The 21,849-nt window shown below is 64.4% G+C and carries 17 protein-coding genes; 10 read left to right on the forward strand and 7 right to left on the reverse strand.

Translation table 11 applies throughout. The features are described 5' to 3' along the window. Positions 1-10 precede the first annotated feature (10 nt). From AC3A5Z_RS14330 to AC3A5Z_RS14350, 5 genes are read right to left on the reverse strand one after another with little or no spacing between them, the layout of a single operon-like run. Positions 11-1,018: a YeiH family protein gene (locus AC3A5Z_RS14330; RefSeq protein ID WP_487520114.1), complete on the reverse strand. Its 1,008-nt coding sequence runs from the start codon at positions 1,016-1,018 to the stop codon at positions 11-13. Next, positions 1,008-2,066 carry an AbrB family transcriptional regulator gene (locus tag AC3A5Z_RS14335; RefSeq protein ID WP_487520023.1) on the reverse strand — a complete coding sequence of 353 codons (1,059 nt, stop codon included), beginning with the start codon at positions 2,064-2,066 and terminating at the stop codon, positions 1,008-1,010. The genes AC3A5Z_RS14330 and AC3A5Z_RS14335 overlap by 11 nt, the downstream gene beginning before the upstream one ends. Positions 2,067-2,069: 3 nt before the next feature. After that, positions 2,070-3,539, reverse strand: coding sequence for a tripartite tricarboxylate transporter permease (locus AC3A5Z_RS14340; protein WP_487520024.1), 1,470 nt, complete (start codon positions 3,537-3,539; stop codon positions 2,070-2,072). Between the two features lie 12 nt (positions 3,540-3,551). Continuing rightward, positions 3,552-4,133 (reverse strand): tripartite tricarboxylate transporter TctB family protein, encoded by a 582-nt coding sequence (locus AC3A5Z_RS14345; RefSeq protein WP_487520025.1) that lies wholly within the window; start codon positions 4,131-4,133, stop codon positions 3,552-3,554. Next, complete coding sequence (locus tag AC3A5Z_RS14350) at positions 4,108-5,076, reverse strand: Bug family tripartite tricarboxylate transporter substrate binding protein (RefSeq protein ID WP_169310779.1); 969 nt, start codon at positions 5,074-5,076, stop codon at positions 4,108-4,110. The genes AC3A5Z_RS14345 and AC3A5Z_RS14350 overlap by 26 nt, the downstream gene beginning before the upstream one ends. Before the next feature lie 195 nt (positions 5,077-5,271). On the opposite strand from AC3A5Z_RS14350, the gene AC3A5Z_RS14355 reads away from it, so the two are divergent. Genes AC3A5Z_RS14355 through AC3A5Z_RS14365 form a run of 3 tightly spaced genes read left to right on the forward strand, consistent with a single transcriptional unit; the run spans position 5,272 to position 10,092 of the window. Further along, entirely contained in the window at positions 5,272-6,363 is a 1,092-nt protein-coding gene (locus tag AC3A5Z_RS14355; protein ID WP_487520026.1) for a mandelate racemase/muconate lactonizing enzyme family protein, read from the forward strand. After that, positions 6,363-7,898, forward strand: coding sequence for an acyl-CoA carboxylase subunit beta (locus tag AC3A5Z_RS14360; protein WP_487520027.1), 1,536 nt, complete (start codon positions 6,363-6,365; stop codon positions 7,896-7,898). Before AC3A5Z_RS14355 ends, AC3A5Z_RS14360 begins: the two co-directional genes overlap by 1 nt. A 10-nt stretch (positions 7,899-7,908) precedes the next feature. Beyond that, positions 7,909-10,092 carry an acetate--CoA ligase family protein gene (locus AC3A5Z_RS14365; protein ID WP_487520028.1) on the forward strand — a complete coding sequence of 728 codons (2,184 nt, stop codon included), beginning with the start codon at positions 7,909-7,911 and terminating at the stop codon, positions 10,090-10,092. A gap of 38 nt (positions 10,093-10,130) precedes the next feature. On the opposite strand, the gene AC3A5Z_RS14370 is transcribed toward AC3A5Z_RS14365, so the two are convergent. Next, entirely contained in the window at positions 10,131-11,003 is an 873-nt protein-coding gene (locus AC3A5Z_RS14370) for a TrmB family transcriptional regulator (RefSeq protein WP_487520029.1), read from the reverse strand. Positions 11,004-11,180: 177 nt separating this feature from the next. Between AC3A5Z_RS14370 and AC3A5Z_RS14375 the strand changes: the two genes are divergently transcribed. The 7 genes from AC3A5Z_RS14375 (at position 11,181) to AC3A5Z_RS14405 (ending at position 19,570) form a co-directional block, all read left to right on the forward strand. After that, positions 11,181-12,290, forward strand: a complete 1,110-nt coding sequence (locus AC3A5Z_RS14375) for a LacI family DNA-binding transcriptional regulator (RefSeq protein ID WP_487520030.1) — start codon at positions 11,181-11,183, stop codon at positions 12,288-12,290. Between the two features lie 80 nt (positions 12,291-12,370). Then, positions 12,371-13,708 (forward strand): aminotransferase family protein, encoded by a 1,338-nt coding sequence (locus AC3A5Z_RS14380; RefSeq protein ID WP_487520031.1) that lies wholly within the window; start codon positions 12,371-12,373, stop codon positions 13,706-13,708. Positions 13,709-13,758: 50 nt separating this feature from the next. Then, positions 13,759-15,909 carry a N,N-dimethylformamidase beta subunit family domain-containing protein gene (locus tag AC3A5Z_RS14385; protein ID WP_487520033.1) on the forward strand — a complete coding sequence of 717 codons (2,151 nt, stop codon included), beginning with the start codon at positions 13,759-13,761 and terminating at the stop codon, positions 15,907-15,909. Further along, positions 15,909-16,652, forward strand: a complete 744-nt coding sequence (locus tag AC3A5Z_RS14390; protein ID WP_487520034.1) for a class II aldolase/adducin family protein — start codon at positions 15,909-15,911, stop codon at positions 16,650-16,652. Before AC3A5Z_RS14385 ends, AC3A5Z_RS14390 begins: the two co-directional genes overlap by 1 nt. A gap of 91 nt (positions 16,653-16,743) precedes the next feature. Beyond that, positions 16,744-17,727 (forward strand): TRAP transporter substrate-binding protein DctP, encoded by a 984-nt coding sequence (gene dctP, locus AC3A5Z_RS14395; RefSeq protein ID WP_487520035.1) that lies wholly within the window; start codon positions 16,744-16,746, stop codon positions 17,725-17,727. Continuing rightward, positions 17,724-18,281 carry a TRAP transporter small permease gene (locus AC3A5Z_RS14400; protein WP_487520036.1) on the forward strand — a complete coding sequence of 186 codons (558 nt, stop codon included), beginning with the start codon at positions 17,724-17,726 and terminating at the stop codon, positions 18,279-18,281. Before dctP ends, AC3A5Z_RS14400 begins: the two co-directional genes overlap by 4 nt. 11 nt (positions 18,282-18,292) lie before the next feature. After that, positions 18,293-19,570 (forward strand): TRAP transporter large permease, encoded by a 1,278-nt coding sequence (locus AC3A5Z_RS14405; protein ID WP_487520037.1) that lies wholly within the window; start codon positions 18,293-18,295, stop codon positions 19,568-19,570. 156 nt (positions 19,571-19,726) lie between these two features. Here AC3A5Z_RS14405 and AC3A5Z_RS14410 read toward each other — a convergent pair whose 3' ends face one another. Then, a complete protein-coding gene (locus AC3A5Z_RS14410) occupies positions 19,727-21,835 on the reverse strand; it encodes a M13 family metallopeptidase (protein ID WP_487520038.1) in 2,109 nt (702 codons plus the stop codon). Between the last annotated feature and the right edge of the window lie 14 nt (positions 21,836-21,849).

A 21,849-nucleotide genomic window follows, 5' to 3' on the forward strand; every position in this document is an offset into this window, starting at 1 on the left:
GGGATTCCTTTCAGAGCAGGGTAAGGACCAGCACGGCGAGCACGGCCAGAAACAGGGTTTCCGCCACCACCACAGCGAGGTTGACCGGCCCCAGCGCAAACATCGCCTGAAGCGACGTCTTGATGCCCAGGGCGGCGATGGCGCCGACCAAGAGCCAGCGGGAAGTGTCGACCATCAGGCCTGCGATGACGACCGGGATCAGGCCGAAACTGTTGGCCATCAGGATCGCCACAAAGGCGACGGTGAAGAGCGGCCACGGCACCGACGCGCCATCGCTGCGGTCGCGCCGCGTGGCGATGAACGCGAGCAGGATTATGACGACAGGCAGCATGGCAACGCGGAGCAGCTTTACATAGGTCGCGATGTCGCCCGTCTCATCCGAAACGGCGTAGCCGGAGCCGACGACCTGCGCGACGTCATGGATCGTGGCGCCGAGCAGGACACCGATCTCGCCGTTGTCGAAGCCGAGCGCGGTGAAGATGATGGGGTAGACGATCATCGCGACCGTCGACAGCGAAGTCACGGCGATGACGGTGAAGAGCGTGTTCTGCTCGTGGTCGCGGTCCTTGGGCAGCACGGCGGATATGGCAAGCGCAGCCGATGCGCCGCAGATCGCCACCGCTCCCCCCGTGAGCACGCCGAAGCTCCAGCGACGGCCCAGCATGCGCGACAGTAGCAAACCGAAACCCATGGTAGACACGAGGCAGACGATCACCAGCGCGATGGGTCCGGTGCCGAGGCTGGAGATCTGCGAGAAGGTGATCCTTGCACCCAGAAGTGCGATGCCCCAGCGCAGCAGCTTCTTTGCAGTGAATTCGACGCCAGGGGCGCACTTTGGCTCGGCCGCCAGGAAATGCAGGCTCATGCCGAGCAGCAGCGCGAACAGCATCACGGGCGCGCCGTAATGCTCGGAGAGGAAGGTTGCGGCGGCAGCCACCGTGAAGGACACGGCAATGCCGGGAAGTAGTTTCCCAGCCGTCTCCCGGAGCGGCAGAAGCCGGGCATGGTCAGTCATCATCGTCACGTCTTGTCCCTTCCTTGGACGACCCTTCCCAGGATCTTCGATGCAGTCGCTCGGCCAGAGCGTTCCCGGCCAGTCCCCGCGTCAGCTGATAGGCTGCGACCATGGCCGCATCGGCTCCTACGGCGCGCGCCGTCAGCACCATTTCGGCAGAACCGCCGGTTGCGAGACTCAGGATCATCGTGGCCACGTCTTCCCGCAGGAGGATCGCCAGCCCCAAGGCCGCGCCTGCCATGACGACCGCATGCACCAGCATCATGATGGCCCCTGCCCCAAGCGCCCGGGGCAACCGACGGACCGTCTCGCGCTTCAACCGTGCCCCGAGGCTCAGGCCGAGCCCGATCTGCGCCACCGCGATCAGTTCGCGAGGTTCCGAGGCGGCCACGAGCCCGCCTCCCGAAAGCAGTGCAACGACGGCCATCGGCCCAAGAAACCAGGCTGATGGCAACCCCAGACGGGAGCCACCCCATCCGGCGAAGGCGGCGCTCAGCAACGCCAACGCCAGTGGAGCCGTCCAGGCTCCGGGGTCTCGCGAGACGCTCAGGGCCGCTGCCTCGTTCACCGAAAAGATGAGCGGCGGCAGCACGAAGACGACGAACATGACCCGCATGGCGTGAAACGTCGCCACTGCGCCGACATCCGCACCATGTCGTCCGGCGAGATCCGCCATTTCGGAAATCCCTGCCGGGATCATCGCGAAATGCGCGGTCGAGCGATCCAACTTCGCAAGCCGGGCCATCGGCGCGGCAAGCAGCAGACCGATGCCCAGCGAAAAGGCGGCACCGAGCGGGATCACCAGGGCGTGCCATCCGATGCGCGAAACGACGTCCGCACTTACCGTCAGACCTACCGAAGTGCCCACGACAAGCTGTGCCATGCGATAGGCCCGCTGCGGCACATTTATGTGCGCGACCGTCATGGTATAGATCGCGCTCGCCAGTGCCGCTCCGACCAACCATGCCAGCGGGAGGCCTGCCAAGTGCGCAAGTGCTCCTCCCGCCGATGCAAAGACAACGGCGGGAAGAAGGTGCACAGGCCTGTTCATGGCTCACCGGGCGCGCCGACGGCCCAGCAGCGGGGAAATCAGAACGAGGATCGCAAGCGCGATGAGGACCGCTGTGATCGGCTGCAGCAGAAGGCTGAAGAAGCTGTCGTTCGCCGTGATCATGGCGCGGCGCAGGCTCGCCTCCAGCATGTCTCCAAGAACCAGCGCCAGAACGATGGGAGCGGGATGGATGTCGCACCGCCGCAGAAGATAACCGATCACCCCGAAGAAGGCCGTGACCATCATCTCGAAAGTGTCATTGGCGGCGGAATAAGCTCCAAGCATGCAGATCGACGCCACCACCGTCGCGATGATGGGGCGCGGTATCCGGGTGATCTGCACCCAGAGCCGTGCGCCGAACAGGCCGACAGCGACCATGAGCGGCAATCCGACGAACAGACCCACGAAGATCGAGTAGGGGATCTCCGGGTTTGTCGCGAAGAGAAGCGGGCCCGGCTGCAGCCCCTGGATGGTCAGGCCCCCAATAAGGACGGCGGCACTGGCCGATCCGGGGATCCCGAGGGAGAGAAGCGGCGCAAGCGCTCCGGAGACCGATGCGTTGTTGGCCGCCTCCGAGGCAACGATGCCCTCGGGGTTGCCCTTGCCGAAGCTTCCCTTGTCTGAGGACAGGTTCTTGGTCACCCCGTAGCTGATGAGGGAGGCGATCGACGCCCCTGCTCCCGGAATGACACCCACGAAATAACCGATCAGGGACGAGCGGATGACGGTCACCTTGAAGGGCATGAGAGCCTTGAAGGAGGCAGATGCCGACGGCGTGTGCTTGATCGGCATGGTTTTCTGGTTTGCGGTCTCGAGCATGACGAACACTTCGGACAGCGCGAAGAGTCCGATCAGCGCAGGCAGGAACGGGAGGCCGTCGATCAGCAGGAAGTGAACGACGTAGCGCTCGGAGCCTCGGATAGGATCGATGCCGATGGTGATGACGGTCAGCCCGAACATCAGGCCGATGATCGCCTTGAGCGTAGAGCCGGCACTCAGCACCCCGATCAGGGAAAGCCCGAGAACGGCCAGAGCGAAATATTCCGCGGGACCGAAGGCAAGCGCCGCCGAAGCCATCAGCTGCGCCGAGATGACGAGGAGCACGCCGCTGATCAGGGCGCCGGCTCCGGATGCCATGATCGACAGGTTCAGCGCGCGTCCAGACTCTCCCCTCTGGCTCATCGGAAAGCCGTCGAAGGCCGTCACCGCCGAGGCTGGCTGCCCCGGCGCATTGACCAGGATTGCCGGAATGCCGCCGGCATAGTCGGAGGCCATGTAGATGGACACCAACATGACGATGGCCGGGATAGGCTCGAGCCCGAAGGTGAAGGGGATCAGCAAAGCCATGCCGATCGAAGAGGTGAGCCCCGGCATCGCGCCAACGAAGTAGCCCACAAGGATGCCGCACATTAGGGCGATCAGGACCTTGAAGGTCAGGACGAGGCCCAAGGCATTGATGAAGTTGTCGATCATATATCGCTCCGATCACGGCAGAGGCGTGCCGAGCAGCATCTCGAAGACGCCCTTGGCCAGCAGCAGGACAATCGCAGTCGTTGCCAGAAGCGACAGGGGGTGGCGGACGCCCGCCACCCACCCGAAGACAGGCACCCAGATCAGCGCGACGATGTAGTAGCCGAAGGCTCCCACGGCGAAGGGGAACGCCATGACAAGAACCATGCCGATTGCCAGCCATAGTGGACGCTGGAAGACAACTGAACCGCGTGACCCCTTGCCCGCCACTGTCAGGGCGATCTGAACGCCTGACAGGAGGATGAGCAGACCGCCGGCAATCAGGGGAAAGGTGCCCGGATCGAACACAGCCGTGGTCTGCTGCATCTGCAAGGCCCCATAAACGAACCAGCACCCCAGGATCAGCAACGCACCGCAGATGATGATGTCGTAGAGCGGCGCGGGGACAGCTACCTCGCTCTCCCACTCCTCGGTTGCGTCCGGACCTGACGGTGGGACATGCTCCGCGTCGGCAGAGACGGGAAACTCCGCCTCTGCCTTGTTTGGCTTCTTGTCGGGGCGCTCCATGGCGTCACTGCCCGTGACCGAGCCGGTCAAGCCATGTCTTTGTCGCCGTCTCCTGCGCCTTCGCAAAGTCGGTGAATTCCTCGGTCGGCATGTATCCGGGAATGAGCGCCGAGTCGGTGATGTACTTCTGGAGTTCCGGGGTCTGAAGGGCAGTCTCGACCTCGGCACAAAGCGCCTGCTGTGCCTCGGGCGGCGTGCCCTTGGGCATGATGATGCCGCGGAACTGCTGCCAACGGGTGTCCACGTCGAAGCCAGCCTCGGCAAAAGTCGGAACGTCGGGCATGATCTCCGAGCGAGTGTCGGACATGATGCCGATCACCTTCAACGTCCCCGCATCGACATGCTGCTTCACCAGCCCGATGTAGGAGATTGCGATGTTGTTGTGCCCTCCCAAGGTGGCAACGACCGCATCACCGACGCTGTTGTAGGGCACCCAGTTGATGTCGCCATCCGCGAGCTGCGCTGACTCCCCGAACATGAGCCAAGCGATGTGCCCACCAGAGGCCTCGCCGAATCCTGCAACAGAGAGCGACCCCGGCGAGGCCTTCGCCTTCGCCACCAGATCCTGCATCGACTCGATCCCGCTGTCTGCGCGGACCGTCAGCAAGTAGGGCTCAAGCACCAGGTTGCACGCCCATTCGACCGACTCGATGTTGAACTGGCCGGATTGCTGGAACATCCCCAGATGCGAAGCGGTGACGGAACCCAGCGTCAGGCCGTCTGGCTTGGCGCGCGCAAGCTGGGCCATCTGCCGTGCGCCGCTGCCACCGGGGCGGTTTTCAACGATGACGTTTTCGCCGAGCTGCTTTTGGAGCTGTTCGGCGAGCCGGCGGCCCATCACGTCCGTCGCTCCGCCGGGCTCGACATGCAGCACATAGCGCAAGGGACCGCCCGGATAGTCCTGGGCGCTGCCTTGGACGGCGCCCGTGACGCTTAGCAGGGCGGCTGCGGCCACCACCTTAAACTTGTTCATCTTGTCTCCTCCCATGAGCCCTTCGGCAAATCACTGTTGCATTGACGAGGGGCGCATGACAAAGATTAGGCAAGCGTAGTCGCTTAAGCAACTACTAAATTTCCTCAGTGTTTCCAGTCCTCAAGCATCCATCTTGCGCGCTGAACCTCTGGAAATGCTGGGGAAATCGAACTGTGAAACCATGGCCGGAGACAGATGATGGCAGCGATTCGAAAGATCACTCTGAGGCGTTTGAACCTGCCCCTGATCCGCCCCTACCGGCTGTCATACCGAACCTTCGAGACCTTCGAACCGTTCATGATCGAAGTGGAAGATGACGCCGGACATCTTGCCTTTTCCGATGCGCATGTGTCACCCGGGTCGAGCGAGGAGACCCGGGAAGGCGCATGGGCCTTTCTGGACGAGCACATCAGCGCCAGTATCGGCGCCGAGCCGCAGGAGGCCATCTTATCGGTCCTGCGGCAGTTCGAAGAGAGCAAGGTTGCAACCACTGCGCTGGTAACGGCTCTGGAGCATCTGCTGGATGATCCGCTTCTCCATGTGAGCGAGGCGAAGGTTCTTCCGCTTCTCACGCCGATCAACCAGACCACGCCGGATCTGATCGCGACAGAGGTCGAGGATTGGCTGGCTCAGGGTTTCCGCACCTTCAAGATCAAGGTGGGAAAGGATGTGGACGCCGATCTGGAGCGCGTCCGCTGCATTCAGGCGGCATCAAACGGGCGGGCCACGCTGCGGCTGGACGCCAATCGCGCCTTCAGCCGGGAAGACGGCATCCGCTTTGCGGCCGCTCTCGACCCTGAGGGCATCGAGCTTTTCGAGCAACCGTGCGACTCTGACGACTGGAAGGCGAACGGAGATGTCGCCCGCGCGTCCACCGTTCCGCTCATGCTGGACGAACCGATTTGCACCTTGGGTGACATCGAGCGCGCTGCAGCCATGCCGGGCGTCGGGTTCTGCAAGCTCAAGCTGAAGCGCTTCGGCGGGCTGGGCCGGTTGAAGGAAGGTCTGGACGCCGTGCGCAACAACGGCATGGAGCCCGTGCTGGGTGATGGCCTCGGGTCGGAAATCCACGGCTGGATGGAAGCCTGCGTGGCGCGCACCACGATCCGCAACGCGGGCGAATTCAACGGATTTCTCAAGGCACGGGAGCGAGTCTTCAAGATGCCGCTGCCCTTTGTCGAGGGGGCTGTCCGGCTCGACGCCGGTTTCCGGCCGGAACTTGACCGCGCTCAGGTCGATCGGCTGACGGCGGAGCGCGTCGACTACACCACTCAAGGGAGGAACTGATGGCACATGACGAAATCCTGGCGGCGCTTGATCGCCGCCGCGCCGAAGCACTGGCAATGGGTGGCGAGAAGAAGCTGGAACAACGCCGCGAGAAGGGGCAGCTGAACGCCGAGGAGCGCTTGGCGGCGCTGGTGGACGGCGGCAGCTTCTTCGAGACCGGGCTGCTCGGCAGATCCAGCTACTCCGCAGCCGAAGCCGCACGGACTCCGCGCGATGGAAAGATCACCGGCTTCGGGCGGATTGACGGACGGGATGTGGGGGTCGTTGTCAACGACTTCACGGTGAAGGGTGCCTCGACGGGTGCCACAAACTCGAAGAAGATCGGCTACATCCGCAAGACGGTAACCGAACGCGGGATGCCCTTCGTGCATGTCGGCGAATCCACTGGTGCACGCCTGCCCGATGCCATGGGGTCCAAGGGCATGGGCACCATGCTGGGCAATGACACGACACAGTTCCGGCGCATGCGAGATACGCCTTGGGCCGCGGCGGCTCTGGACACCTCTTTCGGTTCTTCTGCTTGGCTGTGCTGCTGCTCCGACTTCTCGGTCATGCGCAAGGGATCGATCATGTCGGTCTCCAGCCCGCGCCTCGTGTCCATGGCCATCGGCGAGAAAGTCGATCTGGAGGAGCTTGGCGGCTGGCGTATCCATGCCGAGCAGACCGGGCTGATCGACCAGTTCGTCGACACTGACGAAGAAGCCATGGCAGCCATCCGCCGCTTCCTGTCCTACATGCCCGCACACAATGGCGAACTTTCCCCGGTCGCCGCCGTAGCCGAAGGATCGGGCGACGCTCAGGAGCGCATTCTCGATATCGTTCCCGAAAAGCGGACGCAGGTCTACTCGATGAAGAAGGTCATGGAAGTGATCTTCGACACAGGCAGCCTGTTCGAGTTCAAGGCCCGCTTCGGCCGCTCCGCTGTCGTCGCCCTGGCGAGGCTGGACGGCAAGGTCGTGGGCGTCATCGCGAACAACCCGCAGGTGGGAGGCGGAGCCCTCTCGGCAGAGGCCTGCCGCAAGATCGTCGACTTCACCGTGCTCTGCGACAGCTTCAACATCCCGATCGTGCGTCTGATGGACACCCCCGGCTTTGTCGTCGGCACCGACGCCGAGCGCCGCGGCGCGCCCGGACACATCATGAACTTCATGAACGCGACCTGCCTGACGACGGTCCCGCAGGTCACCGTCATCTGTCGCAAGGCCTATGGCCGGGCCTATGTCGCGATGGGGGGCGGCGCGCACAACGACGCGATCATCGCCTGGCCGATGGCTGAGGTCTCGTTCATGGATCCGGTCTTCGCAACGAGCATCGTCCACAACCTGAAAGCGGGAGACGAAGGATTCGAGGCTGCGCTGGCCGAGATCCAGAAGGATCTGGAGATCTGGGACATGGCGACGATTTTCTCGGCCCATGACGTGATCAAGCCGCAGGAAACGCGAGCCTATCTCATCCGGATGCTCGACATCCAGCAGCGTCGCAGGACCGGCGGGGTCGGGCAGCACTTGATGCGCACCTGGCCGACAAGCTACTAAGGGGACGATCATGACCATCCAATCACATGGTGCCGCCGAAATCATCTCCCGCGCCCGCGCCGAGGGGCGCTCAGCACTGGACGAAGCCTCGGGTAAGGCCCTGCTTTCGCGTTTCGGCATCCGCACCCCGCGGTCCGTCGTCGTCCGATCGGCGAAGGAGGGTGCCGAACGCGCCGGGTCCCTGACGGCACCTTTCGTCGTGAAGGTCGTCTCCCCTGACATCCTCCACAAGTCGGATGCGGGCGGGGTGACCCTGCATCTTGCCGATGGAGCAGCGGTGGAGGCGGCGATCCTTACGATGGCCGCAAAGCCCAAGATCGCCGCGGCAACGGTCGAAGGATGGCTGGTCGAGGAAATGATCCCAGCGGGGCGAGAGGTGGTGATCGGCGGCTTCCGCGACCCGCAGTTCGGCCCGATGGTAATGGTCGGGCTCGGCGGCATCTTCGTCGAGGTGCTGAAGGATGTAGCCTTCCGTATCTGCCCCATCGACCGGGCTCAAGCGCAGGAGATGCTGCAGGATCTGAAAGGCTATCCGCTTCTGCAAGGCGCGCGCGGGGAAGCGGCAGTGGACGAATCCGCCCTGATCGATGCGATGGTTTCGATCGGCGGCCCCGATGGCCTGCTGATGAGTTTCTCCGACGACATCTCGGAGGCGGATCTGAACCCGGTGATAGTCTCCGCCTCCGGCGCGGTCGCGGCGGATGCGCGCTTCATCCTCGCCGATGCGGCCTTGCCCACGTCGCCCGCGATGCTTTCGGACCCGACAGAAGAGTTTCGTCCGCTCTTCGAGCCCAGGACGATTGCGGTGCTGGGCGCATCGACCAAGGACGTGGCGATTGCAAATACCTTCATTCGCAGGTTGAAGGACTTCGGCTACGAGGGGCAGATCTATCCGATCCATCCCAGCGCTGCCGAAATCGAGGGACTGACCGCCTACCCCTCCATCGCCGAAGCCCCCGAACCGGTCGATTACGCCTACATCGCCATCGGTGCTGCGCGAATTCCCGATGCCATTGCGGGGGCGGCTGGCCGCCTGAAGATCGCGCAGGTCATTTCCTCCGGCTTCGGCGAGCTTGAAGAGGGCCGCGGACTACAGGAGGACCTTGTCCGCAAAGCCGCCGATGCCGGCGTGCGCGTTCTCGGGCCGAACTGCCTCGGCACCTATTCGCCACGCGGCGGGCTGACATTCCCCTCCGGCGCGCCGCGCGACGTCGGCCACATCGGCGTGGTATCACAGTCGGGAGGTCTGTCCACCGACATCATCAAGCGCGGGCAATGGCGGGGCCTTCGGTTCTCGGGTCTGGTGACCATCGGCAACAGTGCGGATGTCGCGCCGCACGAGCTGGTGAACTACTATTTCGCCGACCCGCAGACGAAGGCCGTCGGACTTTACATCGAAGACGTGCGCGAGGGCCGGGCATTCTTCGATCTGCTCCGCAGCCACCCCGCCCCGAAGCCTGTCGTCATCCTGAAAGGGGGGCGCAGCGATCTGGGCCGTGCGGCAGCGGCCTCGCATACCGGCGCTCTGGCGGGAGACGACCGCGCATGGGACGCCCTTGCCGCGCAATTGCCCGTTGCCATGGTGACGACCGTCGACGAGTTCATCGATGCGCTTCTGGTACTGCAGTCCTTCGAGTTGCGCCCCGAAAAGCCGACGCAGAACGTCGTGCTGTTCGGAAACGGCGGCGGATCGAGCGTTCTCGGCACGGATGTCTTCGCGAAGAACGGCCTGACGGTCGCGCCCTTCCCCGCAGCGGTGCTGGCACCACTGGAAGCAATGGGGCTGCCGCCCGGAACAAGCGTCGCCAACCCGATCGACACACCCGTGCGTACGCTGCAGGAGAAGGAGGGCTGGATCGCGGGGGAAATCCTTGATCACGTGCTTTCCGGCGCTTCGCCCGATGCCATCGCCATGCATCTCAATCTCGCTGCCTTCGTCGGTCGCGGGACCGTCGATCCTATCGACAACCTGTTTGCCGTGATCGAAGACACTTTGCGCAAATTCCCGGGCGTCGCGCATTTCGCTCTCGCGTTGCGGGCCGACGGTTCGCCCGAGCTTGAAGAAAAACGGCGGCTCTATCGGGAAAAGGCCCGGCTGATCGGATTGCCGGTTTTCGACGAGATCCCAGCAATGGCGGGAGCACTTGCAATCGTCGCTCACATCGAAAAGCGATTGAACCGGCGTCATCATTGAAATCCCAGACAGGGCGACCTGATTGATGGCCGCCCTGCTTATTTCAATCCGGTCTTCTGCTTGAAGCTTTCGGCCTGCTCCGGCGTAAAGCACGCCAACCTCAGATCCCTGAGATAAGGCCCGAAAGCCGCGTCGATCTGATCTCCAAAGCGGGCAAAGATCTCCGCCATGTAGAAATCATGGCGGATCAATGATTCAGCCATGGTGACGATTGGCGCATTCCGGGTATGAACGGCCACAACCTGTTTCTGGATCGTCGCGGTGACCATTTCCACGTGATCCGAGGCGATGGTGAACAGGTTGTCCGTCTTGCCCATCCGGACGCCATTTCCCTCGTGAATGTAGATCTTGCAGCCGGGACCCATGCGGAACTCGTCCGCATCCTCCCCGAAGAGCACGACGAGCATCTCGACGCCACGGTCGGCAGCGCGCTGCAATGCCGGCTTGTGCCGCCGCAGGATATCGGCGGCCACCTTGATCATCAGGCTTTCCTCGCAGCCGTCGATCAGCGCGTCGATCTTTGCGTGGACCTGCTCTTCGCCCGACAGCGTCCAGACGTGCTGGTCATCTACCGTCCAGACCATCGCCGCCAACTTGGCGGATACGCGGTTGCACAAGGCGCTCGTCTGGCGCGACAGGCCGTCGAGCAACTGGTCCGGCGGCGCTGCGACATAGCGGGCGGGGCTTTCGCTCACCGCGAGAACGGCGCCTCGCTGTGCAAGGCTTTCCAGCGCATTATATGTATTGGGTCGCGGCACACCCGCGTTCTTTGAAACTTCGTAGGCGGTCGCGGGGCTTTGCCGCAGCAGCTGAATGTAGACCCGCGCTTCGTAGTCGGTGAACCCCAGCGCTCTGAGGTCAGTCAGGACTTCTGGGGGAACGATACCCAATGTTGCAATCTTTCCACTCATGATCCTGATCCTGACGTCGCTTGACCGCTTTTAAGCAGGAAGAAGTGTAGTTCCATGCGCAGGACGCAGCAACCCGAAGCTGTCCGAACCGGCTTGTACACAAGCGCCATGACGCAAGGTCGGTCGGCAGGAAACCCTGGAACTTTCGCAGCAAACAGCGAACTTGATGAAGCTTTCATGTTGCATGCCAAGTTCCAGGCGGGTGCCGCCCTTCTCTCTCGCCGCCTTGACAAGCTCACCCCCGAGAGAGGACTGATGGCCCGGCACAGACACAACGGAATGGAGACCGTGGAGATGCGCCGCCCGGTTACGCAGCGCGATGTGGCGCGTCTGGCCAATGTCAGCCAGACGGCTGTGTCGCGGGTGATGGCCCGGAAGGGCTATGTGGCCGACGAGGTGCGCCGCAAAATCGAGGAGGCCGCCGAAAGTCTGGGTTACCGCCCTGATCCGGTAGCGAGAAGCCTGATCACCGGTCGCTCGAACATTGTCGCCATCGTGGTGGGTAATGTGACGAACCCGCTGTTTCCGCTGATCCTCGCCGCGATGACCGACGCGCTGCGCAGGAAGGGTCGCGAAGTCCTGCTGTTCAACGCCGCCCACGGGCAGGATCTCGATGAACTGCTGCCAGACGTGCTCACCTACAAGGTGGCCGGGATCATCCTGACGACCGTTTCGCTCAGCAGCCGTGCATCAGAGCTCTGCGACACTGCCGGCGTGCCGGTGGTGCTGTTCCACCGATATGCAAGCGCCGGCGGAGCCTTTGCCGTTGCCTGTGACAACCGGCAGGGAGCGACCGACGCAACGAAGCTTCTGGTAGAGGCGGGCTCGCGGCATATCGCCTATATCGGTGGGAACGAAGACTCGTCGCCCAACCAGGATAGAAAGCAGGGCTATCTCGAAACCATGACGGCAGCTGGCCTTGTGCCTGCCGGGATCCTGCAGGGCACGTTCAGCTACGACTGGGGTTGGCAGGCCACGCTCGACATCCTGACTGCGGAGCCGCGGACCGATGCGATCTTCTGCGCCGATGATGCGATAGCCTGTGGCGCCATGGATGCCCTGCGCTACAAGCTGCATCGTAGGGTGCCGGAGGATGTCTCTGTCGTGGGCTTCGACGATGTGCCCCAAGCGGGATGGGCGGCCTATGATCTCACCACGATCAGGCAACCCATTGATTCCATGATCGAGATGACCCTGCAACTTCTCGCGGAGCCCGAGGCCCACCCTCGGAGCCTGTTTTTTGTGCGCTGCGAGCCCGTGCTGCGCTCGTCGGTGAAGGGAACGTAGCCCGCCTGAACTGGGCGGTTGACGGGTTGCCTCTGCTTGGTATGAATACGTAACCCTATCGACCAGTGCGAGGAAGCGTCATGGCATCATCATTGCTCAAGCAGAACCTGGGCAAGGTTTATCCGACGGTCGAGCGCGGTGAGGGCATCTGGCTCTGGGATAGCGAGGGGCGGGACTATATCGATGGGTCCTCGGGTGCGATGACGGCCAATATCGGACATGGCGTGGCCTCAATCGCCAAGGTGATGCAGCGGCAGGCCAGCCAGATCGCCTTTACCTTTCGCACCCAGTTCACCAACGGGCCCGCGGAAGAGCTGGCGGCACGGCTGACCGCCCTCGCGCCCGGCGATCTGGACCATGCCTTCTTCGTCAGTAGCGGCTCGGAGGCTTCCGAACATGCGATGCGCGTGGCGCTGCATGTCTGGCGCGAGAGGGGCGAACCCGCGAAGCTCAAGATTCTCGGCCGCGAACGCAGCTACCATGGCATGACCATGGGCGCGTTGTCGATGTCGGGTCACGAGGCACGGCGGCCGGATTACGGCAGCCTGCTCCACCCCTTCGCGGTCGTTCCAGCAGCCTATGCCTACCGCAGCGACTGGGCACAGCTGCCGGAGGACGAGCAATGGCGCGCTGCGGACGACTGGGAAAAGGCCATCCTCGCCGCAGGACCCGACACCGTTGCCGCCGTCATCGCCGAACCCATCGTTGGCGCCGCTGGCGGAGCGCTGGTCGCCCCCAGTGGTTATTTCAAGCGTCTGCGCGAGATCTGCGACAAGCACGACGTGCTGCTGATCATGGATGAGGTCATCACCGGCATGGGCCGGACGGGAACATGGTTCGCCTCGGAGGCCGAAGGCATCGTGCCTGACATGATCATCACCGCCAAGGGCCTGAGTGCCGGCTATGCCCCGATGGGTGCGGTGCTGATGCGCGAGCCGTTGGTGGAGTCGATGCGCAACGGCAGCGGCAGCGCACCCTTCGGCCACACCTTCTCGGGCAATCCCCTGAGCGCCGCCGTCTGCCTCGCCGTGCTGGACCACATCGAGACGAACGGCGTGCTGGAGAATGTCCGAGTGCGGGGCGAGGAACTGAGGCAAGGGCTCGAGGCGCTCGCCCAACGCTACCGCCATATGGTGGATGTGCGCGGGCGCGGCCTGCTCTGGGGCTTCGAGTTCGTGATGGATCGGCAAGACCGTACGCCGCCCCCTTCGGCCTTCAATGCCTCGGGCCTCTTCGCCGATCTCTGTCAGGCGGCAGGGCTGATCGTCTACCCGGCCGGCATCGCGCCCTACAACAACGCCACGCTGATCGCGCCTCCCCTCGTGATCACCGCCGAAGAGATCCAGTTGCTGCTAGCGCGGCTCGACACTGGACTCGAGCAGATGTCGGCGAGGTTGAACAGTCTGACCGAAACCTGATCCTGCGGATGACGCACAGTCCCCCACCGAAACGCGGAGCCATACCTTCGATGTCCCAGAAAGACGCCACCGATTTCCCGCCTCTCGCAGGCTATCTCGACCGACTGTCGGCGCGACCGGGCGAGCACATCGCGGTCAAGGTCAGTAGCGAGGCACCGGGAGAGGTGGCGGCGCATGTCGTGCGCATCTGGAACGCGGACAGCAATCCGGCGGGAATAGGCATCCAGACCGAGGCCGTCGACGGTCTGGATCTGGGACGCTTCCCCGCGCGCAAGCAGGCCGTTTCGCTGGGCAGCTGGGGCAAGGCACCGGCCCGCGGTCTTTTCCGCGATCCGGTCGCGGTGATGACGCTCCGCTATCAGCCCTGGTTGGTGCGTGACCATGGCGGGGCGCTGCTTTCGCTCTGCGCTCCAGGGCAGGAACCGCTCTGGACGCTCTGTGCCTACCCCGGCGGGCTGCGCATCGACGCTGGCGGCACCAGCGCCGCCGAGGCAGAGATGACGCACAAGCGCAAGGTCTGGTACGACGCCACGATCCGCTTCGACATGCGTGCAGGCACGGTCGATCTGCAGGTGGTCTCGCTCGACGGTCGCCAATCCGCCGCAGGGTCGGGAACGCTGACCTGGGCCGCTGCGAAGGAGGCCGAGCTGTTCTTTGCCGCCTTGCCCGAAGCTGGGCGCATGGCGCGGCACTTCAACGGGCGCATCGAGGATGTGAAGCTTCGGTCGGATGCGCCTGACGGCCCCCTGCAGGCCTTCTGGGATTTCAGCCTTGCCATGCAGGGCGCCACCATCATCGACAGCGGCCCGCAGGGGTTGCATGGCCAGCTCGTCAACCTGCCCACCCGCGCGGTCCGCGGCTCGCTGTGGGATGGGACCGAGCAGTCCTTCCAGCACGCACCGCGCCAATATGCGGCGATCCACTTCCACGAGGACGACATCTACGACTGCGGCTGGGACACCGACGTCGAACTGTGCATTCCCGACGATCTGCCCAGCGGCGTCTACGGGGTCAGGCTGACGCAGAACGGGCATGAAGACATCGTCCCCTTCTATGTCATCGCGCCGAAGGGGCGCCCGACCGCGCGGATCTGTTATCTCGCCTCGACCTATACCTATATGGCCTATGGAAACCATGCGCGCGGCAACCTCGACGAGGCCATGCGCACCCGCATGGACGAGTGGAAGACGCCCGAGGGCCCCGACAGCTATCCGGGCTTCGGTTTCTCGACCTACAACTTCCATCCAGACGGGTCGGGCACCTGCTTCTCCTCCAGACTGCGGCCGCTGCTCACCATGCGGCCCGGCTTTCTGACCTTCGCGATCCACGAAGGCTCCGGACTGCGGCATTTCCCGGCGGACGGGCATCTGGTCGAGTGGTTCCGCCAGAAGAACCTAGAGATCGACGTGATCACCGACGAGGATCTGCATCGCGAGGGTGTCGAGGCGATCGCCGGCTATGACGTGGTGGTGACGGGCTCCCATCCCGAATATCACACCACCCGCACCCTGGATGCGCTGAAGGCCTACAGTGCCCGCGGCGGGAACTTCATCTATCTGGGCGGCAACGGTTTCTACTGGCGCATCGCCGTCAGCGACACCGTGCCCGGCACCATGGAGGTGCGCCGTGCCGAAGGTGGTATCCGTGCGTGGGCCACCGAGCCCGGCGAGGGCTATCAGGTGCTCGATGGCCAGTATGGCGGCCTCTGGCGGCGCAACGGGCGCCCGCCGCAGGAAGTCGGCGCGGTCGGCTTCTCGGCCCAGGGTCTCTTCGAGGGCTCGCCCTACCGACGGACGGAGACCTCCTACGGCAATCTGTCCTGGGTCTTCGCGGGGGTCGAAGAAAACCCGCTCGGCGCCTACGGCTTTTCGGGTGGCGGCGCCGCAGGCTTCGAGCTCGACCGCGCGGATGCTGCTCTGGGCACGCCCGAGGGGACGGTGGTTCTTGCCCGTAGCGAAGGCCATGGCCCCAGTTTCATCACGGTGCCGGAAGAGGTGTTGAGCCACATCGCCACCGTCTCGGGCGAGCCGCCGAAGGATCTGGTCCGCGCCGAAATCGTGCACGCCAGCCTGCCCGGCGGCGGGCAGATCTTCGCCACCGGCTCGATCAGCTTCTGCGGCAGCCTGCCTTGGAACAACTTCGACAACGGTGTGTCGAGGATGCTCGAAAACGTCGTCCGCCGCTTCGCGAGGCTCGACTGATGCAGATGACCGACACCGAGCTCGAGCTGCGTCGGGATCTGGCCGCGGTCTTTCGCGCCATGGCCCGGCTCGGCATGACCGAGCAGATCGCCGGGCACAATTCGATGATGGTGCCCGAGGAGGTCTCCGGCGGCGAACCGATGTTCCTCATAAACCCGCGCGGCTGGCATTTCTCGGAAATGACCGCAAGCAGGCTGCTGCTCTGCACGCTCGACGGCAGGGTGGTGCGGGGCTCGGGCGAGCTGCGCAAGGTCGCCCTGCACATCCACGCCCGCATCCACATGCGCCATCCGGCGGCTGCCTGCGTCCTGCATACCCATCCGCAGTATCTGACGGCGCTATCGCTGATCGAGGGCGGGCGCATGGGTTTCAGCCATCAGAACGACATGGCTCTGGCCGAGCGCATCGCCTATGACGACGACTTCGGCGGCATCGCCTTGAGCGACGAAGAAGGCGACCGCATCGCCGAGAAGCTGGGCGACAGGACCGTGCTGGTCATGGCCAATCACGGCGTCACCGTCGTCGGCCCGACCATCCAAGACGCCTTCGACGAGCTCTACATGGCAGAGCAGACCTGCAAATATCAGATGACCGCTCTGGCGGCGGGCGGCAGGCTGCGCGAGTTGAACCCGCAGTTCAGGATGCAGCATCGCGGGCCCTGGTCGGATTACTTCGACGCGCGCCTGCATCTGGACAGCTGGCGCCGCCGCCTCGACCGCGAGGAACCGGACTACGCCGAATAGCGTCGCCGGAACGACCCGATTGAACGGCGGGCAAAGTGCCGGGCACCGCCTCGAACAGACAACAAAGGCACCTCAACAGTTGGAGAAGACCATGACCCCGATCCGCATGAAGGCTGCGCTCTTCGCGCTGGCCGCAAGTACCACCATTGCATTCACAGCAACCGCCCAAGAGGTCGAGGCCAATTTCGGCAGCATCTTCGCTCCGGGAGTTCCCCTCGTGCGCTGCGGCGCCATCCCGATGGCGGAGGATCAGGCCTTGATCGACGCGGGCTTCAGGCTGAACGTCGTGCACTCGGCCCAGCTTGGCTCCGAGAACCAGCTTGCCGAACAGATCGGGTCCGGCGAGCTGGAGATGGCGACGATCACCTCCTCCATCCTTGCCGCTTGGGTCGAGAACCTCGCCGTGCTGGAAACCTATTACCTCTATGACACGGTGGACCAAGCCGTGAAGGTCTACGAGACGCCCACCGCCAAGGAGCTGCTGGGCGAACTGCTCGAGGTGGCCAATATCCGGGTGATCGGTCGCCCATGGCTCTACGGCGAGCGCTACGTCTTCGGCTCCAAGGAGATCAAGGCCCCCGACGATTTCTCCGGCGTCCGGCTGCGCGTGCCCGAAACCTTCGTGTCGATCGAGGGCGCCAAGTCGCTCGGCGCACAGCCGACCCCGGTGGCCTATTCCGAGCTTTACCTTGCCTTGCAGCAGGGCATCGTCGACGGCGCCGAGGCCCCGCTGGCAGTCATCGAGGCGGAATCCTTCGATGAACCCGCCGACTACGTGATGATGACCCGCCACCTGATCAGCGCGCAGCCCTTCGTCGTGAACGAGGATTTCTGGCAGTCACTCTCACCCGAACAGCAGGAAGCGCTGACCACGGCCGTCGAAGCAGGCTCAGACCGGGTTCTCGACTGCGCCAGCGAAGCCGACGCGGCGGCACTGGAAAGCTGGAAGGCGTCGGGCGAGCTCACCATTGTCGAGGTGGACCGCGAGGCGATGAAGGCCAGGTCTCGAGCCGCCTTTTCCGAGGGTTATCCCTTCTCGGAAACCTACAAGAGCCTTCTCGTGGAGCTGCAATGAGCACGGCTCCCGAAGATCGGCCGGTCGTGGGGGCGCCAGCGGCGCCCCCCGATCTGGTGCCCGCCCTGAAGTGGCTGGACCGGATCGAGGAGTGGGCGAGCGTCCTGCTGCTCAGCATCGTGCTGCTCGCGGTTCTGACGCAGGTCGTGGCGCGCTACGTCTTTCAGGCGCCGCTCTTCTGGGGCGACGAGCTGGCGCGCTACAGCTATGTCTGGATGGCCTTCCTCGCCGGGGCCTTCGTCACCGGACGCCGCAGTCATGTCACGGTGGGGCTTCTGGACGGTTTTCTCTCGCCGAAGCATCTCCGCCTGCTCGAGGCTCTCGCCCAGTCCATCGTCGCGCTGACCTGCATGGCGGTCGTCGTCTACAGCTTCGACTGGCTCTTGAAGACCGCGCGTCCCCAGTCCCCCGCCCTGCGGGTGCCGATGATCTGGCTCTACGGCGGCGTGTGGTTGTCCTTCGCGCTGATGACCCTGCACAGTCTTCTCAACCTCGTCTTCGTCGCAACGGGGCGTATTCCTGCCGTTCCTCCCCTCGCTGAAACCTTCGAATAGGATCGATCCGCATGCTGCTCCTGATGTTGTTGGGCGGAATGGCGTTTCTGCTGGTTCTGCGCGTGCCGGTCGCCTTCGCGATGCTTCTGCCCTCGCTGGGCTACATCGGCCTTTCGCCGAGGATCTCGATGGGGGTGGCGCTGCAACGGGTCACCGCCCTGCTCGACAGCTTTCCGCTGCTCGCCGTGCCGCTGTTCATCTTCGTGGGCTTCGTGGCAAATTCCGCCGGTCTCGCCGACAAGCTGATCGCGGCCCTTCTCGTGCTGACGGGGCGCATCCGCGGTAGCCTTGCATATGCGAACATCAACGCCTCCCTCGTTTTCTCCTGGATGAGCGGCTCGGCTCTGGCGGATGCTGCAGCACTCGGCTCGGTCCTGATCCCCTCAATGCGCAAGAACGGCTATGAGGGCGGTTTTGCCGCGGGCATCACCGCCGCGTCCTCGACTATGGGCCCGATCATGCCGCCGTCGATCTCGGCCGTGCTCTATGCGGTGCTGACCGGCAGCTCCGTCGCCGCCACCTTCTTTGCCGGCGTCATCCCCGCGTTGCTGATCTTTGTGTCGCTGACCGTCTACGTCTACTTCTATGCCCGCAACCGTCCGGAGCTGACAACACCACCGGTCGAGCGCGAGCAGGCAGTGGCGACCCTGATGGGCGCGCTTCCGATCCTTGTCGCCCCAGTCGTCCTTCTGGGCGGTATTCTCGGCGGGTTCTTCACCCCGACCGAGGCGGCGTCGATCACAGCGGCCTACCTCGTGCTTTTGTCCTTCGCCTGCGGCTGGCTCTCGTTCAGGGGGCTCTACGCGGCGCTGGCGGGCACGGCCACCACGACGGGTCGGGTGATGGTGATCGCCAGTGTCGGCGCGCTCTTTTCCTACATCATGGCGCGCGAGCAGATCCCGCAGCAGGTGGCCGAGATCCTGACCTCGATCACCGACAATCCGCTGTTCTTCCTGCTCCTGCTGAACATCTTCCTGCTGCTCGTCGGCATGGTGCTCGAACCGGCCTCCGGGCTTCTTGTCACCGTTCCGATCTTTTATCCGATCGCGATGGAATACGGCATCGACCCGATCCATCTCGGGGTCATCGTCATCTTCAACCTGACCCTCGGCCTGATGACCCCGCCTGTCTGTCTGGTACTGCAGATGCTCTCGCAGGTGGGCGGGCTGGAGTTCCAGAAGGTGCTGCGCGCCACCCTGCCGATGCTCGGGATCCTCGTGGTCGTGCTGCTGATCGTGACCTACGTCCCCGCGACTGCCGTCACGCTGCCCCGTCTGCTGGGGTTCTGAAGCTCTTTTACCAGAGGTTTCTCGGCCAAGGCACCGGCTCGAAGACGATCAAGGCCGCAACAGCCGTTGCGGCCTTTCTCTTGCAGGATTCCCCGGTCAACGCGGGTCACGTAAGGCGTGTCAAAACCCGCCCCCGCTCGCCTCACCCTCCCCGCCTCACCACGCCGAAACCCGCAGCGTCGGGTCGAGCCACATCGGGTCGCCCTCCACGATCCCGAAGGCCTCGTAGAAGGCGGCGAGGTGCCGGAGCGGGGCGGCGGCACGGTACACGTTGGGCGGATGGTGGTCGGTCGCCGCGGCCGAGCGCAGCACCTCCTCCTTTCCCTGCCAGGCCCAGAGCTGCGCCCAGGCGATGAAGCAGCGCTGGTCCGGGCTCAGCCCGTCGATCGCCACATCCTCTTCGGGATGCGCGGCCAGATAGCTGCGCAGCGCCGCATGCGCGAGGGTGATGCCGCCCAGGTCGGCCATGTTCTCGCCCACCTCCAGCGCACCGTTGCCGGGCAGGCCGGGCAGCACCTCATAGGCGTCCGCCTGCCGGATCAGCCCCTGCGCCCGGGCGTCGAAGGCCTCTTCGTCGGCGGGCTGCCACCAGTTGCGCAGGTTGCCGGCGCTGTCGAAGGACTTGCCGGTGCGGTCGAAGCCGTGGGTCATCTCGTGCCCGATCACCGCGCCCATGCGGCAGAAGTTCACCGGGGCGTCGAGGGCGGCATCGTAGATCGGCGCCTGGATGATGGCGGCGGGCACCTCGAAGCCGTTCACCGTCGGGTCGTATCCGGCATTCACCACGATCGGCAGGCCGTCCTTGCCGGTGAACCCGTCGCGCACCACCGGCTTGCCCAGCTTGTCGCGGTGCCGGGCGGCGGTGAACTGCGCGATCTCGGAGACGCTCGCCACCAGATCACCGGTGACCGGCACCTTGGAATAGTCGATCCAAGCCTCCGGATAGCCGACCTTGAAGGACAGCACCTCGAGCTTGTCGAGGGCCGCCGCGCGGGTCTCTTCGGTCAGCCAGTCGCGGCTCGGCATCCGCTCCTCGAAGGTGCCCTTGATCAGGCCGATCATCTCGACCGCCTTCTCGCGCGTCTCGTCGGGGAAGAAGTTCTGCACGTAAAGCTGGCTCACCGGATGGCCGAGGTGCATCTTGATCAGCCCCAGCGCGCGTTCCTCGAGCGGCGGCAGCACGCTCACCCCGATCAGCGCACGGTTCAGCCCGGCGAGGGGCGCATCGAAGGCGGTGCTCAGATAGGGCTGGAAGGCGAGCACGGTCTGCAGCCGGGCATAATCGCGCAGATCCTGCAGCGAAAGCTCGTCCAGCAGGGTCGAGAGCGCCGGGAAATACCGCGGGTCCGTCAGGATCACCCGGTCAGGCACCGGCAGCCCCAAGCCAGCGAAAAGCAGGCCGAGGTCTAGCTGCGGGATCTGCGCCTGCAGCGTCTCAATTGCGGTCGGGTTGTAGATGGCGCGCAGATCGACCGATTCCGCCGGGGTCAGCTTGGCCGCATGCAGATGCCGGTCGATGCGGATCGACAGATCGGCGATGCGCGCGGCCTCCACTTCGGTCTCACCGGCGATGGTCAGAACCCCGGCAAGGAAGGCGCGATAGGCCTCGATCCGCGGGCCGCCATCGGCTTCCTCGAAGACATCCTCCACCTCGGGCGCGAGACCCAGCTGCCCGGGCCCGGCGTAGATCGCGTAGGCGGCGTTGTTGGCGAGATCGATGTCGGGGTTGAGCGCGACGAAGAGCGTCGGCCCGCCCTTCAGCGACAGATCGGCCATCAGCCGCACCAGCTGGTCCATGTCCTCTACCGCGTCGATGGCGTCGAGATGGGCCTTGATCGGCGTCAGCCCGGCGGCATCGCGCGCGGCGACGTCGAGATAGGCGTTGTAGAAGGTGCCGACCTGCTGCGCCGGGCTGCCCGGCGCGGCGGTGGCGGCCGCCCTCCCCGCCTCGGCCAGCACGTCCCGCATCTGCGCCTCGACGCGCTCCCCCATGATCTCGAAGAAGCCATAGCTGGCGAAACGCTCCGGCGCCTTTACCCGCTTCAGCCAGTTGCCCACAGCGTAATGGTAGAAATTCGCCCCCGGGGAAACCGAGATGTCCATGTTCTCGGGGCTGAAGGCAAGCTGATCCGGCCCGGCAACGGCAGGCATCGACGCATCCGCCGCGAGGCTGGGACCAGCGAATGCGGTCGTGAGCAGCAGCGAGGCCGCGGCCATGGCAGGCAACAGCGGCAAGCGGGGGCGGATGCGGGGAAGGGGCGGCATCGGATGGCTCCTCT

It is taken from the genome of Cereibacter sp. Soil_C_27 (genome assembly GCF_057657095.1).

What these genes read in the sequence shown, in the direction of transcription:
- AC3A5Z_RS14340 (WP_487520024.1), bottom strand. Translation starts at nt 3,539, where the DNA reads ATGATCGACAACTTCATCAATGCCTTGGGCCTCGTCCTGACCTTCAAG.
- AC3A5Z_RS14400 (WP_487520036.1), top strand. Translation starts at nt 17,724, where the DNA reads ATGAGCACGGCTCCCGAAGATCGGCCGGTCGTGGGGGCGCCAGCGGCG.
- AC3A5Z_RS14380 (WP_487520031.1), top strand. Translation starts at nt 12,371, where the DNA reads ATGGCATCATCATTGCTCAAGCAGAACCTGGGCAAGGTTTATCCGACG.
- AC3A5Z_RS14360 (WP_487520027.1), top strand. Translation starts at nt 6,363, where the DNA reads ATGGCACATGACGAAATCCTGGCGGCGCTTGATCGCCGCCGCGCCGAA.
- AC3A5Z_RS14405 (WP_487520037.1), top strand. Translation starts at nt 18,293, where the DNA reads ATGCTGCTCCTGATGTTGTTGGGCGGAATGGCGTTTCTGCTGGTTCTG.
- AC3A5Z_RS14365 (WP_487520028.1), top strand. Translation starts at nt 7,909, where the DNA reads ATGACCATCCAATCACATGGTGCCGCCGAAATCATCTCCCGCGCCCGC.
- AC3A5Z_RS14375 (WP_487520030.1), top strand. Translation starts at nt 11,181, where the DNA reads ATGTTGCATGCCAAGTTCCAGGCGGGTGCCGCCCTTCTCTCTCGCCGC.
- AC3A5Z_RS14355 (WP_487520026.1), top strand. Translation starts at nt 5,272, where the DNA reads ATGATGGCAGCGATTCGAAAGATCACTCTGAGGCGTTTGAACCTGCCC.
- AC3A5Z_RS14335 (WP_487520023.1), bottom strand. Translation starts at nt 2,066, where the DNA reads ATGAACAGGCCTGTGCACCTTCTTCCCGCCGTTGTCTTTGCATCGGCG.
- AC3A5Z_RS14370 (WP_487520029.1), bottom strand. Translation starts at nt 11,003, where the DNA reads ATGAGTGGAAAGATTGCAACATTGGGTATCGTTCCCCCAGAAGTCCTG.
- AC3A5Z_RS14390 (WP_487520034.1), top strand. Translation starts at nt 15,909, where the DNA reads ATGCAGATGACCGACACCGAGCTCGAGCTGCGTCGGGATCTGGCCGCG.
- AC3A5Z_RS14410 (WP_487520038.1), bottom strand. Translation starts at nt 21,835, where the DNA reads ATGCCGCCCCTTCCCCGCATCCGCCCCCGCTTGCCGCTGTTGCCTGCC.
- AC3A5Z_RS14330 (WP_487520114.1), bottom strand. Translation starts at nt 1,018, where the DNA reads ATGATGACTGACCATGCCCGGCTTCTGCCGCTCCGGGAGACGGCTGGG.
- AC3A5Z_RS14350 (WP_169310779.1), bottom strand. Translation starts at nt 5,076, where the DNA reads ATGAACAAGTTTAAGGTGGTGGCCGCAGCCGCCCTGCTAAGCGTCACG.
- AC3A5Z_RS14385 (WP_487520033.1), top strand. Translation starts at nt 13,759, where the DNA reads ATGTCCCAGAAAGACGCCACCGATTTCCCGCCTCTCGCAGGCTATCTC.
- dctP (WP_487520035.1), top strand. Translation starts at nt 16,744, where the DNA reads ATGACCCCGATCCGCATGAAGGCTGCGCTCTTCGCGCTGGCCGCAAGT.